This window comes from Pseudomonas sp. FP597, assembly GCF_030687435.1.
Taxonomy (GTDB): domain Bacteria; phylum Pseudomonadota; class Gammaproteobacteria; order Pseudomonadales; family Pseudomonadaceae; genus Aquipseudomonas; species Aquipseudomonas lactucae.
This window is the reverse complement of sequence record NZ_CP117432.1, coordinates 4,937,338-4,948,304: the sequence shown is the minus strand read 5'-3', so window position 1 is coordinate 4,948,304 and position 10,967 is coordinate 4,937,338. Positions and strand designations below refer to the sequence as shown.

The 10,967-nt window shown below is 57.9% G+C and carries 12 protein-coding genes and 4 tRNA genes; 9 read left to right on the top strand and 7 right to left on the bottom strand.

Features of this window, described 5'->3' with window-relative positions:
* The first annotated feature begins 2 nt into the window (after positions 1-2).
* The 6 genes from PSH66_RS22590 to mgtE all read left to right on the top strand — a co-directional run bounded on the left by PSH66_RS22590 (position 3) and on the right by mgtE (position 3,886).
* Entirely contained in the window at positions 3-1,244 is a 1,242-nt protein-coding gene (locus tag PSH66_RS22590; RefSeq protein WP_003175646.1) for an aspartate kinase, read from the top strand.
* Between the two features lie 173 nt (positions 1,245-1,417).
* Positions 1,418-1,606, top strand: coding sequence for a carbon storage regulator CsrA (csrA, locus tag PSH66_RS22585; RefSeq protein ID WP_003175645.1), 189 nt, complete (start codon positions 1,418-1,420; stop codon positions 1,604-1,606).
* Between the two features lie 62 nt (positions 1,607-1,668).
* A tRNA-Ser gene (locus PSH66_RS22580) sits at positions 1,669-1,759 on the top strand.
* A gap of 108 nt (positions 1,760-1,867) precedes the next feature.
* Positions 1,868-1,944: transfer RNA gene (locus PSH66_RS22575), tRNA-Arg, on the top strand.
* 72 nt (positions 1,945-2,016) lie between these two features.
* Positions 2,017-2,093: transfer RNA gene (locus PSH66_RS22570), tRNA-Arg, on the top strand.
* Positions 2,094-2,443: 350 nt separating this feature from the next.
* A complete protein-coding gene (gene mgtE, locus PSH66_RS22565) occupies positions 2,444-3,886 on the top strand; it encodes a magnesium transporter (protein WP_003175644.1) in 1,443 nt (480 codons plus the stop codon).
* Positions 3,887-4,070: 184 nt separating this feature from the next.
* On the opposite strand, the gene PSH66_RS22560 is transcribed toward mgtE, so the two are convergent.
* The 3 genes from PSH66_RS22560 to PSH66_RS22550 form a co-directional block, all read right to left on the bottom strand.
* On the bottom strand, positions 4,071-4,397 hold the full coding sequence (locus tag PSH66_RS22560; protein WP_003175643.1) for an Arc family DNA-binding protein: 327 nt from the start codon (positions 4,395-4,397) through the stop codon (positions 4,071-4,073).
* A 390-nt stretch (positions 4,398-4,787) separates the two neighbouring features.
* Positions 4,788-4,967, bottom strand: coding sequence for a PA3371 family protein (locus PSH66_RS22555; protein WP_003175642.1), 180 nt, complete (start codon positions 4,965-4,967; stop codon positions 4,788-4,790).
* Between the two features lie 12 nt (positions 4,968-4,979).
* A complete protein-coding gene (locus tag PSH66_RS22550) occupies positions 4,980-5,204 on the bottom strand; it encodes a hypothetical protein (protein WP_003175641.1) in 225 nt (74 codons plus the stop codon).
* A gap of 327 nt (positions 5,205-5,531) precedes the next feature.
* Between PSH66_RS22550 and PSH66_RS22545 the strand changes: the two genes are divergently transcribed.
* Together PSH66_RS22545 and PSH66_RS22540 are read left to right on the top strand one after the other, a co-directional pair.
* Positions 5,532-5,608 (top strand) — tRNA-Arg (locus tag PSH66_RS22545).
* 274 nt (positions 5,609-5,882) lie between these two features.
* Positions 5,883-7,268 carry an MFS transporter gene (locus PSH66_RS22540; RefSeq protein ID WP_141063288.1) on the top strand — a complete coding sequence of 462 codons (1,386 nt, stop codon included), beginning with the start codon at positions 5,883-5,885 and terminating at the stop codon, positions 7,266-7,268.
* 59 nt (positions 7,269-7,327) lie between these two features.
* On the opposite strand, the gene PSH66_RS22535 is transcribed toward PSH66_RS22540, so the two are convergent.
* The 4 genes from PSH66_RS22535 to flgA all read right to left on the bottom strand — a co-directional run bounded on the left by PSH66_RS22535 (position 7,328) and on the right by flgA (position 9,921).
* Positions 7,328-8,077, bottom strand: coding sequence for a flagellar brake protein (locus PSH66_RS22535; protein WP_305427685.1), 750 nt, complete (start codon positions 8,075-8,077; stop codon positions 7,328-7,330).
* 95 nt (positions 8,078-8,172) lie between these two features.
* Complete coding sequence (locus tag PSH66_RS22530; protein WP_305427684.1) at positions 8,173-8,643, bottom strand: flagella synthesis protein FlgN; 471 nt, start codon at positions 8,641-8,643, stop codon at positions 8,173-8,175.
* Positions 8,644-8,691: 48 nt separating this feature from the next.
* Positions 8,692-9,015 carry a flagellar biosynthesis anti-sigma factor FlgM gene (gene flgM, locus PSH66_RS22525; protein WP_003175637.1) on the bottom strand — a complete coding sequence of 108 codons (324 nt, stop codon included), beginning with the start codon at positions 9,013-9,015 and terminating at the stop codon, positions 8,692-8,694.
* Positions 9,016-9,156: 141 nt separating this feature from the next.
* The gene (gene flgA / locus PSH66_RS22520) at positions 9,157-9,921 is read right to left on the bottom strand and encodes a flagellar basal body P-ring formation chaperone FlgA (RefSeq protein WP_003175636.1); all 765 of its coding nucleotides are present in this window, start codon (positions 9,919-9,921) and stop codon (positions 9,157-9,159) included.
* 80 nt (positions 9,922-10,001) lie between these two features.
* Here flgA and PSH66_RS22515 point away from each other — a divergent pair, with 80 nt between their 5' ends.
* On the top strand, positions 10,002-10,934 hold the full coding sequence (locus tag PSH66_RS22515; protein ID WP_305427683.1) for a chemotaxis protein CheV: 933 nt from the start codon (positions 10,002-10,004) through the stop codon (positions 10,932-10,934).
* Positions 10,935-10,967: the final 33 nt, after the last annotated feature.

Below are 10,967 nucleotides of genomic sequence, written 5' to 3'. Positions count from 1 at the left end.
AAATGGCTTTGATCGTACAGAAATTTGGAGGCACCTCGGTCGGCTCTGTCGAAAGAATCGAGCAGGTGGCCGACAAGGTTAAGAAATTCCGCGATGCCGGCGATGACCTGGTCGTGGTGCTGTCGGCCATGAGCGGCGAGACCAATCGCCTGATCGATCTGGCCAAGGCCATCAGCGGCGACCAGCAACCGCTGCCGCGTGAGCTGGATGTGATCGTGTCCACCGGCGAGCAAGTGACCATCGCGTTGCTGGCCATGGCGTTGAACAAGCGTGGCGTGCCGGCCGTGTCGTATACCGGCAGCCAGGTGCGCATCCTCACCGACAGCGCACATACCAAGGCGCGCATCCTGCAGATCGACGATCAGAAAATTCGCACTGATCTGCAAGCCGGTCGCGTGGTAGTTGTAGCGGGTTTCCAGGGTGTGGACGAGCAGGGCAACATCACCACCCTCGGGCGTGGCGGTTCGGACACCACCGGCGTGGCCCTGGCGGCAGCGCTCAAGGCTGACGAATGCCAGATCTATACCGATGTGGACGGCGTCTACACCACCGATCCTCGCGTCGTGCCCGTGGCCCAGCGCCTGGACAAGATCACCTTTGAAGAGATGCTGGAAATGGCCAGCCTCGGTTCCAAGGTATTGCAGATTCGTGCGGTGGAGTTCGCCGGCAAGTACAACGTTCCGCTGCGCGTATTGCACAGCTTCAAAGAGGGTCCGGGCACCCTCATTACTATTGATGAAGAGGAATCCATGGAACAGCCGATCATTTCCGGCATCGCTTTCAACCGCGATGAAGCCAAGCTGACTATCCGTGGCGTGCCAGACACCCCGGGCGTCGCGTTCAAGATTCTGGGCCCTGTCAGCGATGCGAATGTCGAAGTCGACATGATCGTGCAGAACGTCTCGCACGATAACACCACCGACTTCACCTTCACCGTGCACCGCAACGAATACGATGCGGCGTTGAAAATCCTGCAGAACACCGCGAGCGAGATTGGCGCCCGTGAAGTGATCGGCGATACCAAGATAGCCAAGGTCTCGATCGTGGGTGTGGGTATGCGTTCCCATGCCGGCGTTGCCAGCCGTATGTTTGGAGCTCTGGCCAAGGAAAGTATCAACATCCAGATGATCTCCACCTCGGAAATCAAAGTCTCGGTGGTGATCGAAGAAAAGTACCTGGAGCTGGCTGTACGCGCGCTGCACACCGCTTTTGAGCTGGACGCTCCGGCCCGACAGGGCGAGTGACGTAATGCCAGGAAGGCGCGGTCTACCGCGCCTTTGCTTTTTTTGTAGGGCGCATGGTCTTTTACGTGCGCTCGACAATACTTAGGGGGTTAGGACGGTGACCATCCGGTCGCGGGTCGAACGCCTTTTTTTGCAGACTGTTGTTCCTGAATGAAATGCGTGAGGAGAAAGGTATGCTGATTCTGACTCGTCGGTGCGCAGAAAGCCTGATTATCGGTGATGGCGAAATCACCGTGACCGTGCTCGGCGTCAAAGGCAATCAAGTACGTATCGGGGTTAACGCTCCGAAAGAGGTAGCGGTCCATCGCGAGGAAATCTACCTGCGGATCAAGAAAGAGAAGGACGAAGAACCAAGCCTTTAATTTTTATCGTTTTTTATGTTTGCAAACGGGGATGAACGTGGTTAATATACGCCCCGTGTTGCGGAGAGCTGGCCGAGTGGCCGAAGGCGCTCCCCTGCTAAGGGAGTACACCTCAAAAGGGTGTCGGGGGTTCGAATCCCCCGTTCTCCGCCATTATTTGCTTAGTACGTTGCAATCTGGTTTTTTCGTTAAGTGGTTGAAATTAAACGAAAAAATAGCTTTACATAGAGATTGAACGGCCTATAATGCGCGGCAACAAATGCACTCGTAGCTCAGCTGGATAGAGTACTCGGCTACGAACCGAGCGGTCACAGGTTCGAATCCTGTCGAGTGCACCATTTAAGAGTTAGTTGCAGCAATGCAGTTAGCTTGGCTTCAACCAGTTGTGATCTGGTCTAAAAACACACTCTGCACTCGTAGCTCAGCTGGATAGAGTACTCGGCTACGAACCGAGCGGTCACAGGTTCGAATCCTGTCGAGTGCACCATACAAACAAAAAGCCCGCCAAGTGCGGGCTTTTTGCCGTCTGGGATTTGGGTAGGATTTATCCCGGCCTCTGGTTTTTCTCCGGTCTCCATGTGTTTTCTTTTGCCATTGCGTCGTCGCAGTTCATAGATGCAGCCAATACTCAACTTTGTCTCGCAAGCGCTTGTTCTTTCCAGTTTTTTAACGTTAAAGACGCACGCAACGTGTATCATTGCGCCCGTCAGCCCCGCCGGGGCTTATGGAATACCTCCATGGACTTACCCAGTAGTGACTCAGTACCCCGTTTTACCAATCATGAATTGACTGATTGATCCTTCCGGCGTGCCCCGCTGCTGGGAGTGGAGTTCGCCTATGACCGAAGTAGAAGTAAAGAAAACACAAGAAAGCCTGCAGGATCGCCTGGCTCAAGTCGTCGAGCTGCTGCAGCGTCAACGTGTGGTCGAAGACCTTACACATCGCCAGGAAGGTCCGAATAACGACCTCGTCGAAAACCTGGTGCACCGGCAAAATCTTGTCGAGTTGCAACGCAAACTCGATGACCTGCACTCCGCCGACGTTGCTTATATCCTCGAGGCGCTGCCGCTCGATGATCGACTGACCCTCTGGCAGTTGGTCAAGGCCGACCGCGACGGCGATATCCTGCTCGAAGTATCCGATTCGGTCCGTGAAACGCTGATCGCCGACATGGACGATCACGAGCTGCTGGCTGCGGCCAAGGAAATGGACGCTGACGAACTGGCGGATCTCGCGCCGGAACTGCCCCGTGATGTCGTCCATGAGCTGATGGAAGCGCTGGACACGCAGCAGCGTGAGCGCGTGCGCTCCGCGCTGTCTTACGACGAGGATCAGGTCGGCGCGCTGATGGACTTCGAGATGGTCACCATCCGCGAAGACGTCAGCCTGGAAGTGGTATTGCGTTACTTGCGTCGCCTCAAGGAGCTGCCGGGTCATACCGACAAACTGTTTGTGGTCGACTACGAAGGTATTCTCAAGGGCGTACTGCCGATCAAGCGGCTGTTGGTCAACGATCCGGATAAGAAAGTCGCGGATTTGATGGCCAGCGATACGGTGAGCTTTCACCCCGACGAGGATGCCTACGACGCCGCCCAGGCATTCGAGCGTTACGACTTGATCTCGGCCCCGGTGGTCGACAAGAACGGCAAGCTCATTGGTCGTTTGACCATCGATGAAATCGTCGACTTGATCCGTGAAGAAAGTGAAACCGAAGTCCTCAACATGGCAGGTCTGCGTGAAGAGGAAGATATTTTTGCCTCGGTCTGGCGTTCGCTGCATAACCGCTGGGCCTGGCTGGCCATCAACCTGATTACCGCGTTTATCGCCTCCCGTGTGATCGGGCTGTTCGAGGGCTCCATCGAGAAGCTCGTGGCCCTGGCGGCGTTGATGCCGATTGTGGCGGGTATCGGTGGCAACTCCGGTAACCAGACCATCACCATGATTGTGCGGGCGATGGCGCTGGATCAGGTGAGCACGGCTAACTCGTCGCGGCTGCTGCGCAAGGAGTTGGCAGTGGGTCTGGTCAACGGCCTGGTGTGGGGTGGGGTGATAGGCGTGGTCGCCTACCTGCTCTACGGCAGTTGGTCCCTGGGTGTGGTAATGACAGCCGCCATGACGCTGAACCTGTTACTGGCTGCGTTTATGGGGGTGCTAATCCCGATGACGCTGGCACGCCTGGGCCGAGACCCGGCCATGGGCGCCAGTGTCATGATCACTGCCATGACCGACAGCGGCGGGTTCTTCATCTTCCTGGGCCTGGCGACGATCTTCCTGCTCTGACCCGGGTAGCTTTTCTCTAACATAGCTGCTGTCGAGCCCCGGCGAGGCTGCGTCAGCGGTGTATCAGACACACCGCTGACGCAGTCTCGCTGGGCTCGACAGCGGCTGCGTGCGATACAAAATCTATCCAAACTCCAGGCAAAAAAAAGCCAGCACATGGCTGGCTTCGGCTTTCAGTTGCAGATCAATTGGCTTCTGCGGCCGCCTCGACGTCGTGCGCGATAAGCGAGACGAGGGCATTTTGCTGGCGGTGGGAGAGTTGGCGAAAACGCTGCAGCAGCTCGCGTTCGTGCAGCGACAACTCGGGGCTGTCCAGGCGCATGCTCAGCTCGTCACCCAGCGCACCTTCCTGAATAAGGCTCTGTTCCAGGCGCGCGATGATTTCGGAGTTCATGCTGCGGTGATGATTGCGAGCCACCTCGGCAATGCGTTCCCGCATTCCGTCTGGCAGACGTACGACGAACTTGTCAGCCGTACGGCTGGAATAAATTGCCTGTTTCAATGGGCGCATATATTTAACCGGTTAGTTCAGGGGAGCGGTTTTTGGAATTGGCCGCAAGATGAGTGTTAAGACAAGACTCACGACCAAAGTTCAACCCGAATTGCAAAGAGGCCGCATCATGCCTCAGATTTGCCAGTTCCTTGGCGTCAATTCTGTGACAAATATTGAACTGCCTAAAGGCTTTATGCCAGCACTCATTTGCATTTTTGCGGACTGGTTGGAAAACTTTTTCTCCGCGGCTGCCAGCGCTCAATTCGTACGCAGACCCAGGCCGCACAGGGGTTGAGGCCGCACATCGTATAGCAAAGTGGCCCTTTGCCCTTAACTATAAGACTAGTGGCAATTTGCCGATTTACTAGGGCAGGCGACGTAAGGTAGGGCGGGGAGGGGGGGCTGGACTCAGCGCAGAACCGGGTCGAATTTGATACGGCGCCCTACGACAAGCGTCATCAGCAGCACACAGGCGCAAACCCCGCTGGCGACGAATGCGCTGGTCTGGGCGTCCGGCGAATCGCTGATCAACGCCAGTACGCAGGTGGCGGCGGTGAGGCACAGAAATAGCCAGGCAGATTTGCTCATGAAGTGGTTTCCTCAGAAAACCCAGCGTTCGGATGCGGGCGCAGCCTGGTTGCCTTGGGCCAGGCGTACTGGCGACTGAGCATTGGGCGTCATCACCGCCAGCAGTGGGCGTTGTTGCAGGTGGTGGGGCACGGCCTGGCTGATCTGCGCCGGGTCGCTGTTGTTCGATTGGATATGGAACATCACCAGCGCGGCCAGGGCTACGGCGTTGAGGGCTAACAGAAGGGCACTGTTCATGATCACATTCTCCGTTTGACGCCGTGGCTGGGTAGGTGGTGTGGAAGATATATAGCAGGTCTCGTGCCAATCCATTAACTCAGTAAAATCAATGAGTTAGTTGAGTTCTGGAGAGGGCTTTCGTTGCAAATTGCAATGATGGCATTTTGGGGTAGTGCGTTTTGCACGACCTGCCATCGATGCCCGGGTTTGCGGGGCGAAGTCGGCGTGAGCGGGCCAAGGATCGCCCTACATTCAAAAAGCCCACGGACGACATGACAAAACCCACCTCGGCCGTTAACATGCACGCCGTCCGTCGCAACGCCCCTGGTCGTGCGGCTGTCATTTGTCCCAGTAGCTCAATTGGATAGAGCATCCCCCTCCTAAGGGGAAGGTTGGCCGTTCGAACCGGCCCTGGGACACCAGATTAGAAGCCTCGCCGAGTATTTGCGGCGGGGCTTTTTTATGCGCGTCAGGTCTTTTCAAGAGCCGATCGAACCTTGCCGCCGATCGAGGTTCACAGCAGGTGCGTCGTGTATTTCTCGACAGGGTGTACCTCGCATGCCACTCGGCAGCGTCTGAGCTGTTCTAGCAAAATAATCCCCGGAATCAGACTTTACCGCCTGTCCGGAACCGGCCACCCGGGACTATCATGCCGATAGCCCTGTCTCTCACCGCAAGGAGCCGCTCGGACCGCCGATGCGCCAGATCTGGAAATCTTTTCGAGCCCTTTATTTCGCCTCCTTGATGATGCTGATCGGCTCCGGCCTGCTCAGTACCTACCTGGCCTTGCGCCTGGCGGCCGACCATGTCGACAGCCTGTGGGTGGGTGCGCTGATGGCGGCCAACTACTTCGGCCTGGTGTTGGGCGGCAAGATCGGGCATCGTCTGATTGCCCGCGTCGGGCATATTCGCGCCTATGCCACCTGTGCCGGCATTGTCGGCGCGGCGGTGCTGGGGCATGGGCTGGTTGACTGGCTGCCGGCCTGGATCGTACTGCGGGTGATTGTGGGCCTCGGGATGATGTGTCAGTACATGGTCATCGAAAGCTGGCTCAATGAGCAGGCCGATGCCAAGCAGCGGGGCGTGGTGTTCAGCGGCTATATGATCGCGTCCTACCTGGGCCTGGTGTTGGGCCAACTGATCCTGGTGATGCATCCCCAGCTCGGCCTCGAATTGCTGATGCTGGTGGCGCTGTGCTTTGCCCTGTGCCTGGTGCCGGTGGCCATGACGCGACGTATTCACCCGGCGCCCCTGCACCCAGCACCGATGGAGCCGCGCTTCTTTATCAAGCGCGTGCCGCAGTCGTTGAGCACGGTGCTGGGCGCGGGGTTGATCGTCGGTTCTTTCTATGGCCTGGCGCCGCTGTATGCCTCGCAGCAGGGGCTCACCACCGAGCAGGTCGGCTTGTTCATGGGTAGCTGCATTTTTGCCGGCTTGCTCGTGCAGTGGCCGCTGGGCTGGTTGTCGGACCGTTATGACCGAGCGCTGCTGATTCGCTGTTTTGCCCTGTGCCTGGCGGTGGCGGCGTTGCCGCTGGCGATCATGACCCGGGTGCCGCTGGAAATGTTATTCGTTGCGGGTTTCCTGTGTTCGCTGGTGCAGTTCTGCCTGTATCCACTGGCGGTGGCGTTCTCCAATGACCATGTGGAAGGCGATCGCCGGGTATCGCTGACCGCCATGCTGCTGGTGACCTACGGCGTCGGCGCCAGCATCGGACCGCTGTTGGCGGGTGTGGTCATGAAGCTGTTCGGCAGCCAGATGCTCTATGCGTTTTTCAGCTTGTGCGCATTGATCCTGGTGTGGCGCATTCGGCCGAAGGCGGTGACCAACCTGCATCAGGTCGAGGATGCGCCGCTGCATCACGTGGCGATGCCTGACAGTATGTCCAGCTCGCCACTGGTGGCGGCCCTTGACCCGCGGGTGGATGAGCAAGTGGTGCAGGACCAGATGCAGACGACGGTGGAACCTGAGCCTGCGGCTGAGCCGGAGCAGCCGATGGCCGAGGAGCCCGCCGCCGACGCGCCGCCCGACCCCCTTGACCCGGACGAACACCCCCACGACTTGAGCAGGGCGCGCCCCTGAATGCAAAAACGGGCAGATCCTCAAAGGGTCTGCCCGTTTTTTGTTACGCCGTTTATGCTTTAAAAGTCGTCGTCTTTGTCGAAGCGCCGCGCTTCACGCTGCAGCTGATACACAAAACGCTCAACCTGGCGCTGCACCAGGCCGCTCATGTTGTGGAAGCGCACGCCGGCGAACGTGGTGTTGATCTTATCTTCGAAGTGCAGATAGCGCAGTTCCACGGCGGTGGTCATGCTGCCAAAGGGCAGTGCGGCGACGAAGCGGTCGTAGACCTGGCCCAGTTGCAGGCGTTCGGAAATGTCGCCTTCAAAGCGCAACTTGCAGCCGGTGGCGGAAATATCCAGCAATTTGCCGCTGACCGGCGCCTTGAGTTTTTCGCCACCCAGTTCGATATTGACCAGTTGTGCCAGTTTCAGCGCGGCCCGGAAGGCGTTGCGACGCTGGTGGTAGACCACTTCGTTCGGCAGGCTGCCGGTGTAGATGCGGTGGCCGTCTTTTTCGCTGGTGGTCAGGCTGCCGTTGCTTTCCCAGGCGACGCGTACGCCATCGTGGAAGCCTTCGATGCGAAAGGGCTCGCCGTTTTCGAGGTGGCGCTCGCCGTCGCGCGGGATCATTTCATCCAGCGCCAGGGTACCGCGTTCACGGTTGACGTCCACCAGATAGCTCTGGAAGCGTTGGCTGCGCTCATGGAAGGTGATGATCAACGGATCATGACTGTCTTGCAGCATCCGCAAGGTGCCGGCGATTTCCAGAGGCGTGGTGAGCACCTTGGGTGGCTGCGGAGCATCTTCCGCATTAAGGGCGTTGAACACGGTTCTTCCATCTCCAGACAAAGTACGACTGCACGCAGAACCGGCATTTTGCCAGCATCTTGCACGCCTTGGATAGGCCGCGCTGTAAACCGGTGTCAGGCTTGGCTGCGGGTGCTTGGCTTGACCAGACGCGAGGTGGAGCCTTGTGCGTTATACAGGGCTGGAGGCTCCCCGCCGTGCAGTATACGCAACTGGTTGGCCGTCGTAGCTTGCTGAAGCTGGATCGACTGACCGTTATGCAGGTTGGCTTCCTGGCACTGGGCGAGCAATTGAGTGAGTTCTATGCTCTGGGAGAGCAGTTGGTCGCCGACCGAGGAGTGGCTGGCCAGTTGAGCCAGGCCGTCGTGGTCTGCCGGCAGGCCAAGGCTGATGAGGATTTGGCTGCGTTTCTTGCCGTGCTGTTCCAGCAGGACAATCAACGACTGCTTGCGCGCCAGGATTTCTTCCAGCAGCGGCATGTCCCGGCCATAGAGGGCCAGGGATTCTTCTTTGAGCAGCTCGAGCAATTGTTGCGTCGGCGCTAGATCATCAATGATCAGTTGCAGCAAATTTTCGTCGTGATGCATGGCTGGCCTTGGGGTTTAAGCGTCCAAAAGCCCGGCGCAGGCATTTGCCTAGCGCTCGGCTTCGAAATTAAGCAGCTTGCTGGCTACACGGTTGCTGTCGACTGTATAGCTGCCATCGGCGATTGCCTGTTTCAATTCGGCCACACGGGCTTTATTGACCACCGGTTGATCGCGCAGCGAGTCAGTGACCTTCTGCAACTGTTGAGCCTCATTGCTCAGGTGTACGGATTCCCCGCTCTGGCTGGCACTTGCCTGTTCTGCCTTGGCGGGCAGTGGCTGGGCCTTGGCTTCGACGCTTTCTTTGGCACCGGTAGTGCGCGTAGAGCCTGACGTCGACGGGGTGTTATTCAAACGTGTGAAATCGATGACCATGATAAAAAAACCTCTGGGTATTTGGACGCTTGCCATGTTTTCGGCAATACCCGGACGAACTTTAGGCGCGAATGACAATAAATCTGCGCAGAGAATACTTCGCACACAGTGTAGGAAAACCTGGCGTCCTGTACCAGCAATCTATAGCGCCACCTCGACTTGGCCGGGCGCCGTGACCCGCGCCTTGATCACACGATTGGAATTGAGGTTCTTTACCCGAATCTGTTCACTCATGCCGCCGTTGGACAAGGCTTCACCCGGCATTTTCACGTTCAGAGTGCCGCTGCTGGCGGAAATCACCACCTGGTCGCCCTTGCGAATCACCTCGGCCTGTTCCAGGTGCACCAGGGTAATGACTTGGTCGGTGACCACTGGTCGGGTCAATTTTTGCCCGAGCGCCTGATCGAGCGACGTCAGGTAGCCCTGGTTGATCTGGCTGATATCGCGTTCGCGCAGCACGACGTCCTCGAAACCGATGATGCTGGTGCGTTTCAGCGGCCGGGCAACCACCACCACATCGCGGTACAACTTGACCTGAGCCGGCACGAACACCGTCCACGGCGAGGCGCCGTCGCAGCGTACGCGCACCGTCACGCGACCGATGGGTTGGGCGGGGCTTTCCAGGGTCGCTGTCAATTCCTTGTCGCACATGGGCATGCGCAGGCGCGGGTCCAGCGGGTTGACCTGGATTTCATAACGCCCCGGTGTCTGTGTGGTTGCCAGATAATCTTCTACAGTGAACTCAAGAAAGCCCTGAGTGACGCCGATAAGGAGATCAGGCAAGGTGACGTTGTCTGCGCGGGCCGTGGCGCCCATGCACACAGCAAGCAGCGCCACCGAGACGCAGAGCCATCTGCGATACCGTGGGAACCTGGGGCGTCGGGAAACTGTCGTTTTAATGTCCATGGCCAGTAAATAGCAAAGCTCGTGCCGTTTAGTGTCGGGTGCGCGTCGCACCTCAAAGGTTTTAGCGTAGGAGTCTGGGCATGGCAGGTGTAATGGATTCAGTAAACCAGCGCACACAGCTTGTAGGGCAGAATCGCCTGGAGTTGCTGCTGTTTCGTCTGGACGGCAAGCAGCTGTATGGCATCAACGTGTTCAAGGTGCGGGAAGTGCTGCAATGCCCCAAGCTGACGATCATGCCCAAATCCAGCCCGGTGGTGTGTGGGGTGGCAAACATTCGGGGTGCGACCATCCCGATTCTTGACCTCGCGCTGGCGACGGGGTCGGCAGGTTTGCAGGACCGCGAAAACCCGTTCGTGATCATTACCGAATACAACACCAAGACCCAGGGCTTTCTGGTGCGCTCGGTGGAGCGCATCGTCAACATGAACTGGGAAGAGATCCATCCGCCGCCCAAGGGCACCGGCCGCGATCACTACCTGACGGCGGTGACGCGGGTGGATAACCAGTTGGTGGAAATCATCGACGTGGAGAAGATCCTCGCCGAAGTTGCCCCGACCTCGGAGAATATTTCGGTCGGTGTGGTGGATGCCGAGACGGCACACAAGGCGGTGTCACTGCGTGTGCTCACGGTGGATGACTCCTCGGTGGCGCGCAAACAGGTGACCCGTTGCCTGCAGACCGTCGGTGTGGATGTGGTGGCGCTCAACGATGGCCGCCAGGCGTTGGATTACCTGCGCAAGCTGGTGGAGGAAGGCAAGAAACCGGAAGAAGAATTCTTGATGATGATTTCCGACATCGAGATGCCGGAAATGGACGGTTATACTCTCACGGCCGAGATACGCAGCGATCCACGTATGCAGAAATTGCATATCGTCCTGCATACTTCATTGTCAGGTGTATTCAACCAGGCGATGGTCAAGAAGGTCGGTGCCGATGACTTCCTGGCCAAATTCCGGCCTGATGACCTGGCATCCCGGGTAGTTGACCGGATCAAGGCAGCAGATCACGGCTAGGGCTTTTTTCCCTGGCGGTCATACGATTTTAGA